The sequence below is a fragment of the Actinoallomurus liliacearum genome (genome assembly GCF_039542035.1).
Taxonomy (GTDB): Bacteria; Actinomycetota; Actinomycetes; order Streptosporangiales; family Streptosporangiaceae; genus Actinoallomurus; species Actinoallomurus liliacearum.
This window is the reverse complement of sequence record NZ_BAABHJ010000002.1, coordinates 245,448-266,426: the sequence shown is the minus strand read 5'-3', so window position 1 is coordinate 266,426 and position 20,979 is coordinate 245,448. Positions and strand designations below refer to the sequence as shown.

24 protein-coding genes and 2 pseudogenes are annotated in these 20,979 nt (G+C 71.7%); 12 read left to right on the top strand and 14 right to left on the bottom strand.

Features of this window, described 5'->3' with window-relative positions:
* Positions 1-2: 2 nt before the first annotated feature.
* Complete coding sequence (locus tag ABD978_RS03835; RefSeq protein ID WP_345348315.1) at positions 3-1,202, bottom strand: NAD(P)/FAD-dependent oxidoreductase; 1,200 nt, start codon at positions 1,200-1,202, stop codon at positions 3-5.
* A gap of 85 nt (positions 1,203-1,287) precedes the next feature.
* A pseudogene (locus ABD978_RS03830) lies at positions 1,288-1,557 on the bottom strand (dihydrofolate reductase family protein); the annotation flags it as partial.
* A gap of 44 nt (positions 1,558-1,601) precedes the next feature.
* On the opposite strand from ABD978_RS03830, the gene ABD978_RS03825 reads away from it, so the two are divergent.
* On the top strand, positions 1,602-2,927 hold the full coding sequence (locus ABD978_RS03825) for a DUF4158 domain-containing protein (RefSeq protein WP_345348312.1): 1,326 nt from the start codon (positions 1,602-1,604) through the stop codon (positions 2,925-2,927).
* Here ABD978_RS03825 and ABD978_RS03820 read toward each other — a convergent pair.
* A complete protein-coding gene (locus tag ABD978_RS03820) occupies positions 2,846-3,724 on the bottom strand; it encodes an NADP-dependent oxidoreductase (RefSeq protein ID WP_345348309.1) in 879 nt (292 codons plus the stop codon). The genes ABD978_RS03825 and ABD978_RS03820 overlap by 82 nt on opposite strands.
* A gap of 34 nt (positions 3,725-3,758) precedes the next feature.
* Positions 3,759-4,928, bottom strand: a complete 1,170-nt coding sequence (locus ABD978_RS03815) for an MFS transporter (protein WP_345348306.1) — start codon at positions 4,926-4,928, stop codon at positions 3,759-3,761.
* A gap of 95 nt (positions 4,929-5,023) precedes the next feature.
* On the opposite strand from ABD978_RS03815, the gene ABD978_RS03810 reads away from it, so the two are divergent.
* Both ABD978_RS03810 and ABD978_RS03805 read left to right on the top strand, forming a co-directional pair.
* Entirely contained in the window at positions 5,024-5,413 is a 390-nt protein-coding gene (locus ABD978_RS03810) for a MerR family transcriptional regulator (RefSeq protein ID WP_345348303.1), read from the top strand.
* A 75-nt stretch (positions 5,414-5,488) separates the two neighbouring features.
* A pseudogene (locus tag ABD978_RS03805) lies at positions 5,489-5,758 on the top strand (recombinase family protein); the annotation flags it as partial.
* A gap of 419 nt (positions 5,759-6,177) precedes the next feature.
* Here ABD978_RS03805 and ABD978_RS03800 read toward each other — a convergent pair.
* Together ABD978_RS03800 and ABD978_RS03795 are read right to left on the bottom strand one after the other, a co-directional pair.
* On the bottom strand, positions 6,178-6,498 hold the full coding sequence (locus ABD978_RS03800; protein ID WP_486303909.1) for a recombinase family protein: 321 nt from the start codon (positions 6,496-6,498) through the stop codon (positions 6,178-6,180).
* A 95-nt stretch (positions 6,499-6,593) separates the two neighbouring features.
* Positions 6,594-7,016, bottom strand: a complete 423-nt coding sequence (locus ABD978_RS03795) for a YybH family protein (RefSeq protein ID WP_345348297.1) — start codon at positions 7,014-7,016, stop codon at positions 6,594-6,596.
* A gap of 199 nt (positions 7,017-7,215) precedes the next feature.
* On the opposite strand from ABD978_RS03795, the gene ABD978_RS03790 reads away from it, so the two are divergent.
* Positions 7,216-7,857 (top strand): TetR/AcrR family transcriptional regulator, encoded by a 642-nt coding sequence (locus ABD978_RS03790; RefSeq protein ID WP_345348294.1) that lies wholly within the window; start codon positions 7,216-7,218, stop codon positions 7,855-7,857.
* A 411-nt stretch (positions 7,858-8,268) separates the two neighbouring features.
* Complete coding sequence (locus ABD978_RS03785; protein ID WP_345348291.1) at positions 8,269-8,442, top strand: hypothetical protein; 174 nt, start codon at positions 8,269-8,271, stop codon at positions 8,440-8,442.
* A gap of 228 nt (positions 8,443-8,670) precedes the next feature.
* Here ABD978_RS03785 and ABD978_RS03780 read toward each other — a convergent pair whose 3' ends face one another.
* On the bottom strand, positions 8,671-9,084 hold the full coding sequence (locus ABD978_RS03780) for an SRPBCC family protein (RefSeq protein WP_345348288.1): 414 nt from the start codon (positions 9,082-9,084) through the stop codon (positions 8,671-8,673).
* A 194-nt stretch (positions 9,085-9,278) separates the two neighbouring features.
* A complete protein-coding gene (locus ABD978_RS03775; protein ID WP_345348285.1) occupies positions 9,279-10,046 on the bottom strand; it encodes an SDR family NAD(P)-dependent oxidoreductase in 768 nt (255 codons plus the stop codon).
* 50 nt (positions 10,047-10,096) lie between these two features.
* Between ABD978_RS03775 and ABD978_RS03770 the strand changes: the two genes are divergently transcribed.
* Both ABD978_RS03770 and ABD978_RS03765 read left to right on the top strand, forming a co-directional pair.
* On the top strand, positions 10,097-11,410 hold the full coding sequence (locus ABD978_RS03770) for an SLC13 family permease (RefSeq protein WP_345348282.1): 1,314 nt from the start codon (positions 10,097-10,099) through the stop codon (positions 11,408-11,410).
* A gap of 5 nt (positions 11,411-11,415) precedes the next feature.
* On the top strand, positions 11,416-11,904 hold the full coding sequence (locus tag ABD978_RS03765; protein ID WP_345348279.1) for a universal stress protein: 489 nt from the start codon (positions 11,416-11,418) through the stop codon (positions 11,902-11,904).
* A gap of 13 nt (positions 11,905-11,917) precedes the next feature.
* Here the strand turns inward: ABD978_RS03765 and ABD978_RS03760 are convergent, their stop codons facing one another.
* Positions 11,918-12,646, bottom strand: coding sequence for a DedA family protein (locus ABD978_RS03760; RefSeq protein ID WP_345348276.1), 729 nt, complete (start codon positions 12,644-12,646; stop codon positions 11,918-11,920).
* 263 nt (positions 12,647-12,909) lie between these two features.
* On the opposite strand from ABD978_RS03760, the gene ABD978_RS03755 reads away from it, so the two are divergent.
* Together ABD978_RS03755 and ABD978_RS03750 are read left to right on the top strand one after the other, a co-directional pair.
* Positions 12,910-14,379 carry an AlkA N-terminal domain-containing protein gene (locus tag ABD978_RS03755; RefSeq protein ID WP_345348273.1) on the top strand — a complete coding sequence of 490 codons (1,470 nt, stop codon included), beginning with the start codon at positions 12,910-12,912 and terminating at the stop codon, positions 14,377-14,379.
* Positions 14,380-14,395: 16 nt separating this feature from the next.
* Positions 14,396-14,935, top strand: a complete 540-nt coding sequence (locus ABD978_RS03750) for a methylated-DNA--[protein]-cysteine S-methyltransferase (protein ID WP_345348270.1) — start codon at positions 14,396-14,398, stop codon at positions 14,933-14,935.
* On the opposite strand, the gene ABD978_RS03745 is transcribed toward ABD978_RS03750, so the two are convergent.
* Positions 14,932-15,792 (bottom strand): helix-turn-helix transcriptional regulator, encoded by an 861-nt coding sequence (locus ABD978_RS03745; protein ID WP_345348267.1) that lies wholly within the window; start codon positions 15,790-15,792, stop codon positions 14,932-14,934. The genes ABD978_RS03750 and ABD978_RS03745 overlap by 4 nt on opposite strands.
* A 147-nt stretch (positions 15,793-15,939) precedes the next feature.
* Between ABD978_RS03745 and ABD978_RS03740 the strand changes: the two genes are divergently transcribed.
* The gene (locus tag ABD978_RS03740) at positions 15,940-16,671 is read left to right on the top strand and encodes an SDR family oxidoreductase (protein ID WP_345348264.1); all 732 of its coding nucleotides are present in this window, start codon (positions 15,940-15,942) and stop codon (positions 16,669-16,671) included.
* 17 nt (positions 16,672-16,688) lie between these two features.
* Here ABD978_RS03740 and ABD978_RS03735 read toward each other — a convergent pair whose 3' ends face one another.
* Genes ABD978_RS03735 through ABD978_RS03720 form a run of 4 tightly spaced genes read right to left on the bottom strand, consistent with a single transcriptional unit; the run spans position 16,689 to position 19,448 of the window.
* Positions 16,689-17,540: a TIGR02452 family protein gene (locus ABD978_RS03735; protein WP_345348261.1), complete on the bottom strand. Its 852-nt coding sequence runs from the start codon at positions 17,538-17,540 to the stop codon at positions 16,689-16,691.
* Positions 17,537-18,097, bottom strand: a complete 561-nt coding sequence (locus ABD978_RS03730; RefSeq protein ID WP_345348258.1) for a GNAT family N-acetyltransferase — start codon at positions 18,095-18,097, stop codon at positions 17,537-17,539. The genes ABD978_RS03735 and ABD978_RS03730 overlap by 4 nt, the downstream gene beginning before the upstream one ends.
* Positions 18,098-18,153: 56 nt before the next feature.
* The gene (locus ABD978_RS03725; protein ID WP_345348255.1) at positions 18,154-18,579 is read right to left on the bottom strand and encodes a nucleoside deaminase; all 426 of its coding nucleotides are present in this window, start codon (positions 18,577-18,579) and stop codon (positions 18,154-18,156) included.
* A 14-nt stretch (positions 18,580-18,593) separates the two neighbouring features.
* Positions 18,594-19,448 carry an LLM class flavin-dependent oxidoreductase gene (locus ABD978_RS03720; protein WP_345348253.1) on the bottom strand — a complete coding sequence of 285 codons (855 nt, stop codon included), beginning with the start codon at positions 19,446-19,448 and terminating at the stop codon, positions 18,594-18,596.
* A gap of 93 nt (positions 19,449-19,541) precedes the next feature.
* Between ABD978_RS03720 and ABD978_RS03715 the strand changes: the two genes are divergently transcribed.
* Positions 19,542-20,006 (top strand): Lrp/AsnC family transcriptional regulator, encoded by a 465-nt coding sequence (locus ABD978_RS03715; RefSeq protein ID WP_345348251.1) that lies wholly within the window; start codon positions 19,542-19,544, stop codon positions 20,004-20,006.
* Positions 20,007-20,049: 43 nt separating this feature from the next.
* A complete protein-coding gene (locus ABD978_RS03710) occupies positions 20,050-20,955 on the top strand; it encodes an alpha/beta hydrolase fold domain-containing protein (protein ID WP_345348248.1) in 906 nt (301 codons plus the stop codon).
* The last annotated feature ends 24 nt before the right edge of the window (positions 20,956-20,979 follow it).

Below are 20,979 nucleotides of genomic sequence, written 5' to 3'. Positions count from 1 at the left end.
ATCTAGGCCGCCCTTCCAGCGGTGATCGGCGCCTCGGCGCGCTCGGCCTGCAGCAGTCCCTGGCGCTTGCCATCCTTGGCCCACCAGGTGCGCGCACCGGGCTTGCGCGCCTCGTACCCCAGCTGCCAGACGGTGCTCCGGCACACGAACTCCTTGAGCTTCGCACCCGGCCGGCCGCCGAGGTAGAACCGTATCGCGGTGTCGTTCCGGCGGGAGAACTGGAAGATGCCCGCGCGACGCCCCAGGCTGATGCACTGGCCGGCGAACCCCACGCTGACGGGCGCGGGCCGCTCACCCGCCATCCGGCTGAGCACCGTCTCGGCTGTCTGCGGGCCCAGCTGAACCGCGGACTGGCAGCCCATCCGGAACGGCAGGTCCGACGGTGCCGCCGAATCCCCGGCCGCGACGACGCGCGCGTCGTCCACGCTGGTCAACGTCTCGTCGGTGCGCAGGCGGCCCAGGGCGTCGGTGCTCAGCCCGCTGCGCGCGGCCAGGTCCGGCACGCCGAACCCGGCGGTCCAGATGGTCACCTCGCTCGGCACCGCGCGGCCGTCGCCGAGCCGCACGACGTCGCGCGTCACGGCCGTCACCTTCGTGCCGGGGCCGTCGAGCACGGTCACCCCGAGCCTGGCCAGCCACTTGGCGACCGAGCGCCGGCCGCGTGGATGCAGGTACGGGCCGAGCGCCCCGCCGCACACCAGGGTCACTCGGCGGTTCTGCTCCGCCAGCTCGGCGGCGGTCTCGATGCCGGCCGGACCGGCTCCGACGACCGTCACCGCGGCCGTCGCGGGCGCGGACTCGAGGATCGGCCGCAGCCGCTGCGCCTCCTCCAGTGCGGCGATCGGATGGGCGAACTCGGCCGCTCCGGGCACCTGCGGGTCGGCGCTCCCGCTGCCCACCGCGTAGATCAGATAGTCGTAGCCCACCGTGCCGCCGGTCGCCAGGGTCACGCCGCGCCCGGCCGCGTCGATCCGGGTCACGGTGTCGACCACCAGCCGGACCCCGTCTGCCAGGACCTTCCGGTAGTCGACGACCGCGTCGTCGGATCCGCCCACCAGTTGGTGCAGGCGGATCCGCTCGACGAAGGTCGGGCGCGGGTTGATCAGCGTCACCGCCACGCCGTCGCGCTGCGTCAGGCGATTGGCCGCCATGACGCCGGCGTATCCGCCACCGACCACGACGACCTCGGTGTTCTCAGCCATGATGTCTCCTCCGTTTCCAGGGGGTCGGCCACAAGACACCGCGCAATCGACCGTTGTGACAGGCGTGAGGCAGATCACTTCGGCGTTATCGCTCCAGCCGGTAGTGCAGGTGTGTCACCCCAGGCGCCGGCACGGCCTTGACGAGGCTGAGCCGCACGTGGGCGGGCAGTTCCTGGAAGAGCCGTCGACCGCCGCCGAGCAGCACCGGCACCTGGTGGACGGTGATCTCGTCGACCAGTCCCGCGGCCAGGGCGGCGGTGATTACCCCGCCACCCATCAGGGTGACGTCGAGGTCCCCCGCCGCCGTGCGAGCGGCGGCGACCGCTTCCTCGATCGAGGTGGCGAATCGCTGCGCGGACGTCGCCTCGGGTGGTGCCGGCCGATGGCTGACGACGAAAAGTGGAGCGGCTTCGGTCGTTCCCCGACATCGGGAGAGAGGAGCTGATCAAGTACTTCACTTTGACGTCGCGGGAGCAGGCGTTCCTGGACGCTCCGGGGCGCGGTGCGGAGGCGCGGCTGGGGCTGGCCGTTCAGCTGTGCAGCTTGCCATGGCTGGGGTTCGTTCCGGACGATCTGCTTGGGGTGCCGCGGGCGGCGTTGCAGCGTCTGGCGTCGCAGCTGGTGGTGTTCCCGGGGGCGTTGCAGTACTACGTGCAGAGCACCCGCAAGCGCCCGCAGACCCGCAGTGATCATCTGAAGCTGGTCATGCGGTACCTGAAGTGGAAGACCACGACGCCCGGTGGTCAGGAGATGAAGGAGTTGGAGCAGTTCCTGCTGGACCGGGCGATGGAGCATGACACCCCGTCGTTGCTGTTCCAGCAGGCCACTGAGCACCTGATCAGCGCGAAGGTGGTCCGGCCGGGCGTGGTCACGTTGATGGAGTTGGTCGGGGCGGCCCGGGGCGGGGCGGGGTCGCTGACCTCGGAGAAGGTCGAGCATCTCTTGACCGGGCAGATGCGGGCGGATCTGGACCGGCTGCTGGTGTACGACCCGGTGCTGGGAATGACACGGCTGATGTGGTTGACGACCCCGGCGGTGGAGGCGACGTCGGCGGCGGTGAAGCTGGCGATCGAGAAGCTGACGTATCTGCGTGGGATGGACGCTCACCTGCTGGATCTGTCGATGCTGCCGGTGCTGGTCGACCCCGCCGTCGCCGATGAGGACGTGGGCGGGCTGCTGCGCGAGCGGATAGGGATGGACAAACTCCGCGAGATCGCGTCGGTGAACTGGAAGCCGCTGCCCCGCGACCATGGGCGCCTGGCGACGCTGGAGGCGTCCTACTCCTACTTGCGTAAGTTCACACCGCAGGTCCTGGAGGCGATCGATTTCCAGGGCGGGCCTCGCGATCGCCGAGCTGCGCGCCCAGGACCGCGAGGTCCCCGACGAGCTGCTGTCGTTCATCGCCCCCGGCCACCGCGAGAACATCAACTTCTTCGGCTTCATCACCGTCGACGTCGAGGCCGAACTCGCCAAGCTCATCGAAGGCTGGCGGCCACTGCGGCCCACCACCGTCAACGAGTCCGGCACCACCTTCATGCTCGGCCCCTGAAGCGTCGAAGAAGAAGAGCTTCGCATGACCAGCAACGAAGCCTCTGTCGCCCGGACTCGGCTGTCCGGGCGACAGGCTCGGCCATGCGCTGGCTTCAGAAGGTGAGCAGGAATTTGCCGAGGTTGCCGCCAGCTTCAAAGCGTTCGTGTGCGGCGCGGACCTGGTGGAACGGGTAGCGATTTGCGACGCGCAGTCGAAGCTCACCTCGTTCTACCAGTGAGGCGAGGTGGGCGAGCTGTTCCTGGTCCTCTTGGACGTAGCTTTTGACCGCGCCGGGAACATCCGGGAGGGGGTGGTCGGCGATGGAGACGTACCGGCCGCCGGGCGCGAGGGCGCGGCTCACGTCGAGGCCGGCGGTGTCGAGTACGGCGTCGTAGGCGCCGGCGGGCAGGTCAGCAGGGGTGTGCCAGACCTGGTCGGTGCCGAGGGCTCGCGCCTCCTCGTGGTGGCCGGGCCGAGACACCAGTGCATCGACGACGGCCCCTGCCCGGCTGGCGAGCTGCACTGCGATGCCGCCCACGGCACCGGCCGCACCGATGATGAGCAGGCGCGTGCCGCTGGTGGCAGCCGCCTTGTCCAGCGCCTGCACGGCTGTCACGCCGGCCAGCGGCAGTGCTGCGGCGTCGGCCAAGGGCACGGTCGTGGGGGCTTTTGCCAGCAGCCCGGCGGGAAGGGAGACTTGCTCGGCCCATGTGCCGCGCCCGGTGGCGATCTGCGCGGACATCGCGATGACGTGGTCTCCGGGACGGAACGCGGTGCCGCCGCCGGCGATGACGACTCCGGCCAGGTCCCAGCCGAGGGTGGCGGGAAGGCCGGGACCGATGTCCCACGCCCGGGTCTTCCAGTCAACCGGGTTCAGACTGCTGGCCGTCGAACGGATGAGGATCTCGCCGGCCTCGGGAACGGGTTCGGGAACCTCTCGGACGGTGAGGACCTCCGGACCGCCGTGGCGGTCGATCTGGACAGCACGCATGGGTTGCCTCCTTCGGGGAGTGATCGGCGGCGAGTCAGACGGCGGCTGGGACGTCGTCTTCGGCCGGCTGCATGGCCGAGGGCGTGCGGGGCAGGGCGAGGTAGGTCAGGGCTAGGCCCGCCAGGCTCAGCACCGCGCCGGCCAGACCGGTCCAGCGCAGGGCACCTGCCGAGACGATGACGCCGCCGATGGCCGAGCCGGCGGCTGCGCCGAGGTTGAAGGCCCCGACGTTGGCGGAGACGGCCAGCGTCGGGGCATCGCCCGCGTGGTGCAGGATCAGCCCCTGCAAGGGCGCGATGGTGGCGGTGGCGAGCAGGCCGAGTACCAAGACCGCCGCCACTGCGGAAGGCTGCCAGACGGCGGCGAACGGAATGAGGACGAGCACACCGGTCAGCCCGCCGAAGACGCCGCGCACGGTGGCGCTCATGGATTTGTCGGTGAGCCGGCCGGCGAGGAGGTTGCCGAGAAAACTGCCTGCCCCGTACGTGAGCAGCAGCCCCGAGACCGCCGTGGAGGAGAAGCCCGATACGCGCGTCAGCAGCGGGGCGATGTAGGTGAACACCATGGCGACGCCGGAGAATCCAACCGCGGTGGTGGCGATGGCCAGCAGGACCGGGCGGCGGGTCACCACTCGGACCTCGTCCCGCAGCCGCGTGGCCGGGGCCGGCTGCTTGGGCAGGACGACTGCGAGCAGCACGACGCCTGCCAGTGCCAGTGCGGTCAGGATGGCGAACGGGGTGCGCCAACCGGCGCTCTCCCCCAGCAGCGCGCCCAAAGGCACGCCGAGCAGCGTCGCCACCGTGAAACCGGACGCGACCGCGGAGATCGCCGTGCCGGTCTTGTCCGACGGCACCACTCTGGTCGCCATCACCAGGGCAAGGGCGAGAAAAGCGGCGTGGCTGAAGGAAGAGACCAGGCGTCCCACGAGCAGCAGTTCGTAGGAGGGGGCCAGAGCGCAGATCGCGCTGCCCGCCGCGAAGAGCAGCATCAGACCGAGCGCCAGCCCCTTGCGGGGCATCCTGGCGGTCGACAAGGCCACGAGGGGCCCACCGACCACGACTCCGAGCGCGTAGACGGTGACCGCCTGCCCGGCCGTGCCCACCGATACCTTCAGATCCGCTCCGACCTGGGGCAGCAACCCGGAGATCAAGTATTCCGACGTCCCGACGACGAAGACGCTCACACACAGGGCAGCGAGCGTCACGAAACTCCTTCTCATGGCAAGGACGCTAAAGTCTCACATAGATGTGAGAGTCAAGTCGCGTCGGCGACTTCCTCGCGGCAGACCAGGGAGAGACCATGCGCATCGGCGAACTGTCACGACGGACCGGCGTCCACGAGCGCCTGCTGCGCTACTACGAGGAACAGGGCCTGCTCCACCCCGAGCGGCGCCCCAGCGGTTACCGGGAATACAGCGACACGGACATCGACACCGTCCGCCGTATCCGCAGCCTCCTGGCCGCCGGTTTGAACACCTCCACCATCGCCACGATCCTTCCCTGCCTGCGCGATGACGGCGACCGTCTGGTCCCAACCTGCTCAGACCTGCTCGCCGACCTTCACCGAGAACGAGACCGGATCACACGGTCGATCGCAGACCTGCAGACATCCCTAGGTGCACTCGACAGAGTCATCGCTGCGGCCCCGCCCGATGTCACGCGCCGTGCACTCGCCGCGCTCAACGACTGAAGGGGTCTGTCATCATCGGGACGGAAGTCAGCGGTAGCTGCTGTAATCGGTCGATTGGTCAGCAAGAGCGCGTCGATGGGAACGCGATGGCCCGAGTTGCCCCGTCCGGTCGCGGCCGGCGCCGAACCGGCCGGGCACGTGCGGATCGGCTATGCCCGCGCCTCGACCGTCCGCCAGTCCCTGGACACCCAGCTCGACTCGCTCAAGGCCGCGGGCGTCACACGGGTCTTTTCGGAGAAGATCTCCACCCGCGCGACCAGCCGTCCCGAACTCGACAAGGCGGTCGGTCTGGCCCGCGAACTGCGGTCCTCTCGTGTCGCGGTCACCCTCGTGGTGCATGAGCACAAGCGGCTCGGACCGGCCTGCGACCTGCACCGATTTCACAGATCCGACCGGATCCAGGTGCCGCGGCCCGGTTATCCGACCGCGCCGGCGCACCGCGCGCCCGACTTATCCCCGGCCGTCCGGCCGACGGACGTCCGAAACCGCTTGCTCCAGCATGTGCCGCCAATGGTCGTTGTTCCGTTGCTCCCCGAGGGCCGATACAGCCGGACTACGTCGAGGAGGGGTGGCCGCCGAGGTGATTCTGCCGACCCTGGTGTTCAGAAAATTGCACGCCAGTCTGCGTCTGGTGGCGGCGATGGGAGCCGCGCGATTCAACGACGCTCGAACGGGTTGACCCCAGTCCACGGGTCGCTGTGCGGCTCGCCGCGCTCGCGTAGCTCCTGTTGGTAGGGGGACGGTCGGAATACGCCAGAAAGGGATCACGGACCAGTGTCGTAGCTGATTGATCGTTTGCGTGGCTCGGTCGGCGGGCCGTGAATGATGCGGTGGATGGTGGAGCGGCCGACGCTGTACTCGGTGGCCAGGTCCGCCAGTGACACCTCGCCGGCGGCGTAGCGGCGGCGGATGGAACGCCGCGCCGGCTCAGGCAGCTTGGGCTGCTTGCCCTTGAGCTTGCCGTTCTTCTTGGTCAACGCCATGCCCTCGCGAGTGCGCAGATGACCCAGGTTCGCTTCGAACTCGGCGACCATCGCCAGGGTCTGCAGGAACAGCCGGCCGAACGCGCCCCGCTGAGCAGTCAGAGCCGGGTCCGTTCGTTGGTGCTGAGAGGGGTAGAGCGGGTTGCTGGATCCTCGGTTATGTTCGCCGAAAGCTGCGGCCCCTGCGGGTGGCCGGGTCAGGCACTTGCGATCGGTGTTGTCTGTGCGAGAGCGATGCGCCAGCCGTCCTGCTCCTCGACCAGGATGTAGGTGAGGCTGCCCGACTGCGGCACGCTTGCGCCGCTGGGGTTCTTCGCCGCCGGATCCCGTTCGTCGGATAGGTGCTTGAGGCAGCTCACGATCGCGACCCCGGGGCCGGCGAAGCGGACGTCCACGATCTCCTGCCTGTTGCGCACCTGCGCCAATGGGCTCGCCAGGGCCGCCTTCATGGCCTGCCGCAGCGCGTCCCTGCCCAGAACTCGCCGTCCGGCGACGTTGACGATGATCGTTCCGGGTGTGTGCAAGGCGAGGAACGGTTCGAGGTCGTTCTGATGCTTCTCGGCCTCGGCCACCACCTGCTTGATGGCGGCGAGCCGCTCTGTGCCGGCCTGCTCGTTCATCCGTGGGCTCCCTGCTGTGCGTGGGCTTGGGTCGGTGCTGCGAGTCGCCTGTTGAAGAGGCTGCTCGAAGGTCGGTCGCGCCGGTGACTGGGAGGGCGTGGAACGGATATGGGCGTCCCACCCCTCCCAGAATTCGGAGCAATCCGCTCCGAGTAATCTAACTCGGAGCGGACCGCTCCGCAATTGGTATTCTCGGTGCATGTACGACGCCACGACGCCCCGCAAGCGGGGGCCTCAGGCCCGTGCCGCACGCAACGACCAGGCGCTGATCGAGGCGGCCCGCGAGGTCTTCATCACCCAGGGGTTCGACGCGCCGGTGTCGGCCGTCGCCGAGCGGGCCGGGGTGGGGATGGGCAGCCTGTACCGCCGATACCGCACCAAGGAGGAACTGCTCCAGCGGCTGTGCGCCGACTCCATGCAGCGCCTCGCCGAGACGGCCCGCGCCGGCCTGGCGATCGACGACCCGTGGCAGGGACTCGCCCACTACATCGTCGAGTGCGCCCGATTCGGCTTCGGCGCTCTGGCCCCCCTGGCGGGAACCATCGATGTCACACCGCAGATACAGCGAGCCGCCGAACAAGCCCAGCAGTTCACCGACAAACTGATCACGCGAGCCCACGACGCGGGAGCCCTTCGCGCTGACGTGACCGCCATGGATATCCACCTGCTCATCGGGCGGTTCAGCCGACCAGGCCCCGCACCGTCCCGGCACGCCGAGGAAGAGACCAGGTCCCGCCTGCTGGCGATCGTCCTGGACGGCCTCAGATCAAACAACGTCGGCCCGCTCCCGGGCACCCCACCAGACCCCCGGCAGTACCACGCCATGTGGGCCGCCGACTGATCGACGGCGGACTCAATCGCACCGAAGGCCTCCCATCAGGCCGCACCGCACTCTCCTTCGGGCACGACCTGATCGGCTGCTCCCCGGAGGCGACATCACCAAACCGCACGGATCTCGACGCCTCCTCTTCGTAGGAACACCGCCGAGCGGGGATCTCAGGCGTGTACGGGGGGTGAGGAAGATCCGTGTCGGAGGACCTGGTGACGGTCGAGTTCCTGTGGGATCAGCAGGCAGCCGAGCCCTCACCGGCGAACTCCAGGGCTCCCACGACCCGTCCGGGATCGTGTTCACCGTGCTCGCGGCGCTGTCGGGGATGGAACGCGAGTACATCCGCGACCGCACCCTCGAAGGCCACGAATCCGCCCGCACCCGGGCAAGACCATCGGCGGCGCCACCGTCACCGACGACGCCATGCTCAGCATGGCCCTCCACCTGCGCGACCAAGGATCGAGTCTGCGCGACATCGCCGCCCGGCTCGTCATCACCAAGGGCAAGAAGAAAGGCCAGCACCCCTCACCCGCCACCGTCCTGCGCATGCTCCGCGAACACGACGAGAAAACCGCCGCGATCCCGCCGAACGACTGACCGAGCCCGTTCAGCCCGGTCAGGGCAGAAGGACGGTCTGCGCTGCCAGCATCTCGCCCCAAGGGACCAACATTGCCGCAGCTCAGACCGCCATCCGTTGGATTTTCGGCGATTGCTACCGGCGCCCCCCGATGCACAGGGCGCAGGGGCCCGCCTCGGGTCCGGCTTGTCAGTTGGTCGAGGCTCTTACGGGCTCTGAGGGACTACCGGTCGGTGGCACCCGGCCGGTCACGAGGCCAGCAGCTTGTCAAGGTGCGACATCGAGTCGCGGACGCCGTGCTCCATGCCGTCTTCGATCATCGCGTCACGGGTCTCCACCGACGGGAACACCGCGTGGATGTGCACACGGGTGCGTCCACCGAGGTCCTCGAAGGTCAGCGTCTCGAGACTGACGTCGTTCGGCCGGCCGTCGTACTGGAAGGTCTGCACGATCCGCTCGTTGGTCACGACGGTGTGGAACACGCCGCGGAAGCCGTGTTCACCCGACTCGTTACGGTGGACGTAGGTGTAGCGACCGCCCGGGGTCGCGTTGTACTCGATCAGGGTCATCGTTGTTCCGGAGGGACCCAGCCACTGCGGGATGAGCTCGGGGTCGGTCCAGGCCCGGAACACCTGGGCCGGGGCCGCGTCGAACTCGCGCACGATGCCGATGAACGGTGTGCCGGGCTGGGCGGGCCGTGCGTCACCGGCCCGTCAAGCCTCAGCCATGCTCGCCTCGCTCGCGGCTGGTAATACCGTCATTCACCCGCTGGAACGCGGCCCTGAACGCCTTCGAGATCACCTTCGAAGGACGCCTGGCGGCTTGGCCGCCGGCCGCAACCAGCCCCTGCGGCCGGTCAGTGGGCGGAGAAACCGCCGTCGACGAAGAGGGCCTGGCCGGTGACGTAGGCCGACGCGGCGCCGGCCAGGAACACGGCGGCGCCGGCGAAGTCGCCGGGCAGGCCGTTGCGGCCGATGAGGGTCCGCTCGGCCATGGCGTCCTGGCGGTCGGCGGGGATGTGCGTGACCAGTGGCGTGACGACGAAGCCGGGGACGAGCGCGTTGACGCAGACGCCGCGCGGGGACCACGCCTCGGCCTGGGAGCGGGTCAGGGCGACCAGCCCGCCCTTCGACGCGCCGTAGGCGCCGCTGTTGGCGAAGGCACGGAAGGACTGCTGGGAGGCGACGTTGATGATGCGGCCGTGGCCGCGGCGGGCCATGCCAGGCCCGAACCTCTGGCCGAGCAGGTACGGCGCATCCAGGTTGACGGCGATCGTCTTGTCCCAGGTGGGCTCGTCGAGCTCGTCCATCGGGGGCCGCAGGTTGATCCCGGCGCAGTTGACCAGGATGTCGGGTTCGCCGAACGGCACGACCGCCTTGTCGGCCGCCCGGTGCAGCTGCGCGCGGTCGGCGAGGTCGGCCGTGACGTACGCGGCGGGGCGGCCGTGGGACTCCAGCTCGGCGGTGGTGTCACGCAGCTCGGGCTCGCGGCGGGCGATGAGGACGACCCGCGCGCCGGCGCGGCTGAGGGCGGTGGCGATGGCGCGGCCGATGCCGGAGCTGCCGCCGGTGACCAGCGCGACACGGCCGTCGAGGGAGAACAGCTCCTCCAGGTAGGTCGTCACGAGGCGAAACGGTACCGGGACCGGGCCGGTCGCGCTGATCGCGGGGTGAGATGCTGGCGTTCTGCGGAGACGGTTCCGGCCGTACCGTTCGCCATCGGGAGGTCGCGCTGCACACCGTCGTCGCCGAGACGCTGGCGGTCGCGTTGCTGCTGGCGGTGCTGGTCTTCGCGGTCGCCCGGCCGCGTGGGCTGCCGGAGGCCGTCGCGGCGGTGCCAGCGGCCGGGCTGCTGACCGCCGTCGGCGCGGTGTCCCCGTCCCAGGCCTGGGCGCAGACCCGCACGCTGCTCCCCGTCGTCGGGTTCCTGGCGGCCGTGCTGGCGCTGGCGCAGCTGTGCGACGACGAGGGGCTGTTCAGGGCCGCCGGCGACCTGGTGGCGCGTGCCTGCCACGGGCGGCCCGTGCGGCTGCTGGCCGGGGTGTTCGCGGTCGCGTCACTGGTCACGGCGGTGCTGAGCCTGGACGCCACGGTCGTGCTGCTGACGCCGGTGGTCTTCGTGACCGCGGCGCGGGTCGGGGTTCGGCCCCGCCCGTACGTGTACGCCTGCACCCACCTGGCCAACTCCGCGTCGCTGCTGCTGCCGGTGTCGAACCTGACGAACCTGCTGGCGTTCGCGGCCAGCGGGCTGTCGTTCGCGCGGTTCGCCGGGCTGATGGCGCTGCCGTGGCTGATGGTCATCGCGGTGGAGTACGCGGTGTTCCGCTGGTTCTTCCGCGATGACCTGGCCGTCGCCCCGGGCCGGGAGCGGCCGGTCGAGCGGCCGCGGGTGCCGGTGTTCACGGTCGTGGTGCTGGCCCTGACGCTGGCGGGGTTCGTCGTGACCTCGTTCGCGGGGGTGAACCCGGCGTGGGCCGCGCTGGCCGGCGTGCTGGTGCTGGCGGCCCGGGCGCTGCGGCAGCGGCGGACCACGGTACGCGGGGTGGTGGCGTCGGCCGGTCCGCTGTTCTGCCTGTTCGTGCTGGCGCTGGGCGTCGTCGTCAAGGCGGTGGTGGTGAACGGCCTGGACCGGGCGGCCGGTCGGGTGCTGCCGCACGGGTCCGGCCTGCTCGCGCTGCTGGCGGTCGCCGCCCTGGCGGCGCTGCTGGCGAACCTGATCAACAACCTGCCGGCCGTGCTGGCGATGCTGCCGCTGGTGGCCCCCGAGGGTCCGGGACCGGTGCTCGCGGTGCTGATCGGCGTGAACCTGGGCCCGAACCTGACCTACGTGGGCTCGCTGGCCACGTTGCTGTGGCGGCGGATCCTGCGCGAACACGACGCCGAACCGGGGCTGGGGGAGTTCACCCGTTTGGGCCTGGTGACCGTCCCGGCCACATTGGTGGCCGCGACCGTGGCACTGTGGGGAATGCTGGCGACGATCGGAGGCTGATCGGCGTGAAAGTGACCATCTGGATCGCGGAGGGAACCTGGGAGGCAGCCGTCGACGCCGCCCGCGACCTGGCGCCCGCCGACGCCGACCTGACACTGCTGCACGTGACGGACGAGAAGGTCACCGCGGCCGCCCACCACGCCTACACCGGCCTGCTCGGGCGGGGCCACCGCGAACGCGACCCCGGCGTCCGCCTCGAGGAGCTCTCGCAGGCCGCCGCGGCCGAGCTGCTGGAGGCGGCCGCCGCGCGGCTCGGCCGGGACGCGGCCCGGCAGGCCCGGCACGGCCGCCTCGAACACGAGGTCGTACGGGCCGCCGAGGACGCCGACCTGCTCATCTGCGCCCGTGACGGTACCCGCGACCGGCTGGGCCCGCACAGCCTGGCCCCGCCGACGCGGTTCGTCGTCGACCACGCGCCGTGCCGCGTGCTGCTGGTGTGGCCCGAGCCGGCCCCCGGCCTGGACTCCCTTCCACCCCCGCCCCCGCCGCGCTGAGGCGTCGAAGCCGTCAGCGGTCCGCGGCGACCTCCGCGCGGTCCGCCGGTTCGGCGGCCGGCCCGGCCCCGGCGTCGCGGCGGCCGCGGACGCCGCGGATGACCATGACGCCGACGACCAGGGCGATCGAGGCCCAGGTGCCGTAGTGGGAGATGGTCTTGGCGACGTCGACGGCGTCCTGGCCGAGGTAGTAGCCCAGGCCGACGAGCATGCCGATCCACAGCAGCGCGGCGACCGTGTCGAGCAGCACGAACGTGACCAGGCGCATCCCGGTCCAGCCCGCGATGACGAACAGCAGGGCGGCCGGGACGGGCAGATAGTAGGCGATGACGACGCCGACCCAGCCGAGCCGGTGACCGAGGCGCTCGGCTCGGGCGAGCGTCCGGCCGCCGCGGCCGCCGCGCCCGGCCACGAGGGTGAGCATGCCGCGTCCCCACAGGCGGCCGGCCCACCAGAAGAACGGGTCGAACATGATCATGCCGGGCACGGCGGCGGCCACCGCCAGGACCAGGGACACCTCGCCGACGCGTGCGAACGCCCCGGCGGTGACGATCGAGGTCATGCTGCCGGTGAGCAACTCCAGCAGCACGGGGTCGCGGCCGATGAGCACCGGCCGCAGCGGGATGAGGGCCAGGGCGTACAGACCGCTCAGCGCGATCCCGGCCCAGCAGATCAGGTCGGCGCGGCCGGGCCGCCCGGTCCAGGGCAGGTCAGGGCGCGGACGTTCCCCCGTGGTCGGCATCCTCAGATGGTAGTCGGCGCTCTTCGGGGGTGCCTGCGTCCGAGCAAGCCCCCTACCCGAGATCGTTGATCAAGGTTAGGTTCACCTCGACCTTCGGAAGGAGGCCGGTGTTCGGCGACGACGGCACGTCCCGGTCGAAGAACGCCCACCTCCTGCGCGCCCGCTGAGGCGTCCTGCGGCCGCCGGGGGCGGGACCGGCGGCCGCAGGATGATGTCGGAATTTCGCGAGCGCGAGGCGCTGTCCACCAGCGATGCTTGTCGGTATGCATGAGGACGTGGAACGTTGTGTGCGGGCCGTGCAGTCCAAGGACGCCCGCTTCGACGGCTGGTTCTTCACCGCGGTGCTCACCACGGGGATCTACTGCCGGCCCAGCTGCCCGGTGGTGCCGCCCAAGCCGGAGAACATGCGGTTCTACCCCAGCGCCGCCGCGGCCCAGCAGGCGGGGTTCCGGGCGTGCAAGCGGTGCCGCCCGGACGCCAGCCCCGGATCCCCGCAGTGGAACGAACGCGCGGACCTGGTCGCCCGCGCGATGCGTCTGATCGCCGACGGCGTGATCGACCGGGAGGGCGTGCCGGGCCTGGCCGCCCGCCTCGGCTACAGCACCCGCCAGATCGAACGCCAGTTGCGCGCCGAACTCGGCGCCGGCCCGCTCGCGCTCGCCCGCGCGCAGCGCGCCCAGACCGCCCGCCTGCTGATCGAGACGAGTTCGCTGCCGATGAGCGACGTGGCGTTCGCCTCGGGGTTCGCCAGCGTCCGGGCGTTCAACGACACCGTACGGCAGGTGTTCGCGATGTCCCCGACCGAACTGCGCGACCGCGTCGCGCGCGGGCACCCCGCCGCCACGTCCGGGGCACTGTCGGTCCGGCTGCCGTTCCGCGTCCCACTGTGCCCGGACAACCTGTTCGGGCACCTGGCGGCGACGGCCGTACCCGGCGTCGAGGAGTGGCGCGACGGCGCGTACCGGCGCACCCTGCGCCTGCCCCACGGCCACGGCGTCGTCTCGCTGCGGCCCACCCCCGACCACATCGCCTGCCGGCTGCACCTGGCCGACCTGCGGGACCTGTCCATCGCGATCAGCCGCTGCCGATGGCTGCTGGACCTGGACGCCGACCCGGTCGCCGTCGACGACCTGCTGCGCACCGACCCGTCGCTGGCCCCGCACGTGGACAAGGACCCCGGCCGACGCGTGCCGCGCACCGTCGACCCCGCCGAGTTTGCGGTGCGCGCGGTCCTGGGCCAGCAGGTCTCGACGGCGGCGGCCCGTACGCACGCGGCCCGGCTGGTCACCGCGTACGGCGAGCCCGTCGACGATCCCGAAGGCGGCCTGACCCACCTGTTCCCCGGCGTGGACGCGCTCGCGACGCTCGACCCGGAGACGCTGGCGTTCCCCCGCGCCCGCCGTACGACGCTGACCACGCTGATCGGCGCGCTCGCGGACGGCGGGATCGACCTGGGCGCCGGCAGCGACTGGGGGCGGGCCCGCGAGCTGCTGGCGGCGCTGCCGGGCCTGGGACCCTGGACCGTCGAGATCATCGCGATGCGCGCGCTCGGCGACCCGGACGCGTTCACCCCCACCGACCTCGGAGTGCGCACGGCAGCGCGCGCACTCGGCCTGCCGGTGACCCGGGCCGCCCTCACCCGGCACGCCGCGGCCTGGCGGCCCTGGCGCGCGTACGCGGTGCAGTACCTGTGGGCGACCGGCGAGCACGCCATCAACCGGATGCCCGCCTGACCTGAGAGGAACCTCGATGACCACCCGCACCTACACGGTGCTGGACAGCCCGGTCGGCCCGCTGACCCTCGTCGCGGCCGACGGCGTCCTGACCGCCCTGTACATGGACCGGCAGCGGTACCGGCCCGAAGAGCACACCTTCGGCGAGCGCGACCCCGCGTCGTTCGGCGCGGCGATCGGCCAGCTGGAGGAGTACTTCGCCGGCCGGCGCACCACCTTCGACCTGCCGCTCGCGCCGGTCGGCACGCCGTTCCAACGGCAGGTCTGGGCGGCGCTGCTGGAGATCCCCTTCGGGGAGACCGTCTCGTACGGGGAGCTCGCCGAGCGGATCGGCCGGCCCACCGCCGCCCGCGCCGTCGGGCTGGCCAACGGCAAGAACCCCATCGGGATCATCGTGCCGTGCCACCGCGTCGTCGGGTCCACCGGCGACCTCACCGGCTACGGCGGTGGCCTGCACCGCAAGCGGCACCTGCTCGCCTTCGAACGGCACGCCGACGCCGAGCCGATGGGGCCGCTGCCCGCCCCGGACCAGGCGGGCCAGGGGACACTCCTCTAGGACCGGTCGCCCACGGTGAGGTCCTGGGTGCCGACGACCTTCAGCAGCTTGAGGGCCTCGTGCGACGGGCTCCCCGGAGCGGCGGTGTAGAAGATCGTCCACTGGTCGCGGTGCGGGTCGTGCAGCGCCTCGCAGTCCAGGTCGAGCCAGCCGACGAGCGGATGGCGCAGCCGTTTGCTCGCCGAGCGGCGGACCTGTACGTCGTGCTCGGCCCACAGGTCACCGAACTCGGGGCTGGCCGCGCGCAGCCGGTCGACCAGGCGGCGGACGCCCGCGTCATGCGGGTAGCGGGCCGCGGCGGCCCGCAGGTCGGCGACCGACTCCCGGGCGAACCGTTCGCCGCCCTCGGCGTCGTGGCGGGCCCGCGCGGCCGGGTCGGTGAAGAACCGCCAGATCAGGTTGCGCTCGCCGGGCGGCAGGTGGGAGAAGTCGCCCAGCAGCGCGGCCGCCATCGGGTTCCACGCCAGGACCTCGTACGTCGCGTCGCAGACCATCGCCGGAGTGTCGTCCAGCCGGTCCAGCAGGTGCAGCACGCCGGGCCGTACGTCGCGGACCGGCCCCACCGGCGGGCCGGGGATCTCCCCGCCCAGGTGGTACAGGTGGTCGCGTTCGTCGTCGGACAGGCGCAGCGCCCGGCCGATCGCGGCGAGGATCTGCCGGGACGGGCGGGGACCCCGGCCCTGCTCCAGGCGGATGTAGTAGTCCACCGACATGCCGGCCAGCTGCGCGACCTCCTGGCGGCGCAGGCCGGGCGTGCGCCGACGCGGACCCGCCTCCAGCCCGACGTCGGCCGGGCGCACCCGGGCGCGGCTGCGCCGCAGGAAGGCGGCCAGCTCCGCCCGGTCGAGTTCACTCATGCGCCCTCCTTCGTCGGAGGAGCGACCAGAGACGCTGCGCTCATAGGACAAGGGTGCCGGGCCGGCGCGGCCGGGACCATGGGACCGCCGGTACCAGCCTCGGCGGGTCTCTCCCGGCCGTGGCGCGCGGCGGCCAGGGTGAGAGCCATGACGAACCAGAAGAAGATCGTTCTGATCACCGGGGCCAACAAGGGGATCGGCTTCGCCACGGCGCGGGAACTCGCCCAGGACGGCCACACCGTGCTGCTCGGCGCCCGCGACCCGGAGCGCGGCGGCGCCGCGGCCACCGAGCTGGCCGGGAAGGGCCTCGACGCGCGGTTCGTGCGCCTCGACGTGACCGACCCGGACACGATCGCGGCCGCGGCCCGGCTGATCTCCGAGACCTACGGCCGGCTGGACATCCTGATCAACAACGCCGGCATCACCCGCGACCGGCCGCACCCGCCGGCCGAGCTGCCCGTCGCCGCGCTGCGGGAGGTCTACGAGACCAACGTGTTCGGCGCCGTCGCCGTCACGAACGCGATGCTGCCGCTGCTGCGCAAGTCACCGGCTCCCTACATCGGCAACGTCTCCAGCGGGCTGGGCACCGTCGCGTTCCTCGCCGACCCGGAGCCGGCGATGCTGCCGTACGCGAACCTGCTCGCCTACAACTCCTCCAAGGCCGCGCTGAACGCGGTGACGCTGATCTACGCGAACGCGCTGCGGGACAGCGGCATCACGGTCAACGCCCTGTCCCCGGGCTTCTGCGCGACCGACCTGAACGGTCACCGCGGGCAACTGAGCGCGGAAGAGGGCGGAGCGAACATCGCCCGCCAGGTCACCGAGGACGTCCCGAGCGGAGTGTTCCTGAACGAGAACGGCGGGACCTACCCCTGGTGACGCGGTGAGCGGGCGCCTCAGGCCGGCTGTCCCGTGCCGGTCTCGGCGGCGAAGCGGGCGGCGAACGCGGCGCGGTTCACCGAGTCCGGCTTGCGGTCCCACACCGCGAAGACCACGTGGTCGAACACGCCCGGGAACTCCCCATCCGCGGCCAGGTGGGCGTGGAACGCCTCAGCGACCTGACGCGGGTCGTTGCGGAACACCCCGCAGCCCCACGCGCCCAGGACCAGCCGGCGCGCGCCGTGGTGGGCGGCCACCGCCAGCACCCGGCGCGCCCGGTCGCGCAGCACTCCCGGGATCCGGTCCGCCACGGCCGGGTCCCGGCGCAGCGCCTCGCCCGCGTTGGGCGCCGGGCAGGTCAGGAACGACACCGGGTACGGCTCGGCCAGCAGGTCCCCGCCATCGCCCCGGTGCACCGGGACGTCGGGGGACCAGATGACGCGGTGGCTGTAGAGCAGGTCGGGGGAGGCGCGGTGCGCCTCGTAGTAGTCGCGGGCGCGCAACAGGCACGGGTACAGCAGCGAGTGGCGGCACAGGTCCTCCTCCTGCGCGCGGGCGCCGCCGACGTAGCCGCCACCGGGGTTGCGGGCCGAGGCGAAGTTCAGCACGGCGATCCGGCCGGTGCCGGTGGCGTTGAGCCGCCGGGCCGCCTGCAGACTGCCCTCGGCGGTCACCTCGAAGCGTGTCCGGTGCCCCGGCCCGGCCGCGGGCGGCGGGATCGGCCCGTCCGGGGGATGGCTGACCGTGCCCGCCATCGCGGCCTCCAGCGCCGGGGCGATGACGACGACGGCGCCGTCCGCGGTGGTGTACTCGCCGTCGTCGACGATCCGCGCGTTGTCGGCGGCGTACCGGCGCAGGCGCGTGCTCACGCGCGGGCCCGCCACTCGTCCTCGAGCATCGCGTAGATCACCTCGTCGGTCCACTCGCCCTTGACGATCTCGTTCTGCACCAGGTGCGCCTCGCGACGCATCCCGAGGCGTTCCAGGACGCGGGCCGAGGCGGTGTTGCGGCCGTCGAGGCGCCCGACGAGGCGGTGCAGGCCGAGCCCCTCGAACCCCAGGCGGAGCATCACCTCGGCGGCCTCGGTGGCGTAGCCGCGGCCGCCGTGGTCGGGGTGGAACACGTACCCGATCTCGCCCTGCCGGTGTTCGCGGCTCGTCCACATCAGCACGACGTCCCCGATCAGCGTGCCGGACTCCGGCAGCACGACCGCGAGCTGAAGGCCCCCGTTCTCATCGGCGATCACCGAGGACCGGATCTTCGTCTCCAGCGCCTGGCGGACCTCGTCGCGGTCGCGCGCGCCCCAGTACAGGTAGCGGGCGACCTCCGGCCGGGACTGGATGTCGTGGAGGGCGTCGAAATCCTCGGACGTGTACGGGCGCAGGTGGAGTCGTTCGGTGATGATGGGGTAGTCGGGCTTCAGCACGAACGTGATCGTATGGCCCGGCGTGAGCGCGCGGCCACCGACTTCTCGGACGGGCCTCAGCGGTAGAAGTCCACGATCGGTATCCGGGCCTCGTCGAACAGCGCGGGCCCCTCCTGGGGCACGACCGGCCAGCCGGCGCCCGGTTTGACCGCGTCCAACTGCTCGGTGGACAGCGCGAACACGACACGGCCCAGCCCGGAGCGCTGAATGCCGCCGTAGCACATCGTGCAGGGCTGGCAGCTGGTGTACATCGTGGTCGCCGCCGCGGTGGCGGGGTCCAGCTCGCGGGCCGCCCACCGGGCCAGCTTCAGCTCCGGGTGGGCGGCGATGTCCCGGTCGCTGATGACGGTGTTGTGCTCCTCGGCGAGCACGTCGCCGTCCGGGCCGACCAGCAGGGAGCCGTACGGGGCGTCCCCGCCCGCGGCGGCCGCGGCGGCCAGCTCGATGGCCCGGCGCAGGTACCGCTCTTCCTCAGGTGTCATCGTCGCTCCGATCGTCATGGTCGCGGGTCCAGGTCCCAATGGTCGGCCACGGTCGCCAGCGCGCTCCAGGCCGTCTGCGGATGCAGCGTCTCGGCCGGATCGCCGATGAACGGATCGAGGACGACGGTGTCGGCGCCGAGCAGGCGCAGCTGTTCGAGGTCGCCGACGACCTGCTCGATCGAGCCCTCGCCCAGCCGGCGGTCGTCGCCGAGGAGGGGAGAGCCGGTCAGTCGCAGGAGGATGCGCGGCGTCAGGGCGGGCACCGGGCGCCCGAGCTCCTCGGCGAGAGCGGTCATCCGGCCCACCGCGTCCCGCAGCCCGGAGAGGGTCAGGTCGCGCAGCGGATGCCACGCGTCGCCCAGGCGCACCGCCCGGCGAATGCCCACGTCGCTGTTGCCGCCCACCCAGATCGGGATCGAACCGCTCCGGTAGTCCTTCTCGTCCGCCCACGCGGCGCGGACGGTCCGCAGGTGCTCGTCGGTCAGCGCCCCACGCCGTTCGAACGGCACCCCGAGAGCCTCGAACTCCTGGCGCGCCCAGCCGACGCCCACGCCGAGGACCAGCCGGCCCCCGCTGAGCTCGTTGAGGTTGGCCGCCATCCGGGCGAGCAGAAGGGGATGCCGGTAGGGCACGATGACGACCGAGGTGCCGAGCCGGATCCGCTCGGTGACGCCCGCCAGCCAGGAGAGCGCGGTGAACGGCTCGTAGAACGGCGCCGGATACTGCGCGGCCACGTCCGGCGTCACCGCGACGTGGTCCGACAGCATCAACAGGTCATACCCGAGGGCCTCGGCCGTCCGCGCCCAGCGGCGCAGCAGCTCCGGCCTGGTTCCCGGCCCGTAATTGGGAACATTCACACCGACTCGCATGCAGCAACGCTATCGAGGCCATCGAGCCGCCTGGAAGAGATCATTCCCGGCGTATGAGGACTGTCGCCGTTGATATCCCGCTATATTCGCCGGATGGCCGAGGATCTCGACGAGACCGACTGGGCGATCATGGCGGAGCTGCAGCGCGACGGCCGCGTCCCCCTGACCGAACTCGGCCGCCGGGTCAGCCTCAGCGCCTCGGCGGCGACGGAGCGGGTCAGACGGCTGGAGTCCCTGGGCGTCATCACGGGCTACCGCGCGGAGGTCGACCTGACGAAGGTCGGCTACGCGGTCCTGGCGGTCGTACGGCTGAAATATCCCGGCAGCCGGCACGAGCCGCTGCACCGGCTGCTGGAGCGACGCCCCGAGGTCCTCGAGTGCCTGCGGACCACCGGGGAGGACTGCTACACGCTCAAGGTGGCCGCCGGGTCCATGGCCCACCTCGAACGCCTCGTCGACGAGCTGGCGCAGTTCGGCAGCACCACGACCAACGTGGTGTACAGCCAGACCCTGCCCTACCGGGGCCCCGGTATCCCGCCGGACGCCCCGCACCACTGAGGACCGCGACGCGAAGCGGCGGACCGGAAAGGACACGGGAACGGTGGTCAGCGCACGCAGCCGGCTGGTGGCCGGATACGTCCGCGTCAGGCGGATGAACCGCCTGTACGTCACGGCCGAAGGGGCACGGGACCACCTCGAGGAGCGCACGCTCCGCCCGCAGCCGTACGGACCGCCGCGCCGCCTTCGCGCGGACGTGACGGTGTCCGTCGAGCGGTCGCAGGGGTGGCCCGTCTACCGCCTCGCCCCGAAAGGTCGCGCTCCCCGTGGGTGCCTGGTCTACGCGCACGGGGGAGGGTGGGTCAACGAGATCGTCTCCCAGCACTGGCGGCTCGCCGCGCAGGTCGCCGCCGAGGTGGGGACGACCGTCGTTCTGCCGATCTACCCCCTCGTGCCGTACGGGACCGCGGGGGAGGTCGTCCGGCGCGTGGCCGAGCTCGTCCTCGCCGGTCGGGCCGAGCACGGAGCCGCGTGCCTGGCCGGAGACTCCGCGGGCGGGCAGATCGCGTTGTCGACCGCGGTGTTCCTGCGCGACCGGCATCAGGTGGCACTGCCACGGACCGTGCTCATCTCGCCCGCGCTCGACCTGACATTCGCCAACCCGGACATCGACGCGGTGCAGCCCAGCGACCCGTGGCTCGGGCGCGAAGGCGGCCGGGTCTTCGCCGAACACTGGCGCGGCGACCTGCCCATCACCGATCCGCGGGTCAGCCCGCTCAGCGCCGACCTGCGCGGGCTGGGTCCGGTGACGCTGTTCTGCGGCACCCGCGACATCCTGAACCCGGACGCGCGCGTCCTGGCGGGCAAGGCCACCGAGGCGGGCGTCGACCTGGAGTTCCATGAGGCCCCGGGTCTCGTGCACGTCTACCCGCTCACCCCGACGCCCGAGGGCAGGGCCGCCCGGACCGTCATCGTCGACCGGCTCCGCACCGCGCTGACTCCCGCCTGAGCGCACTGCACGTACACACCCCGG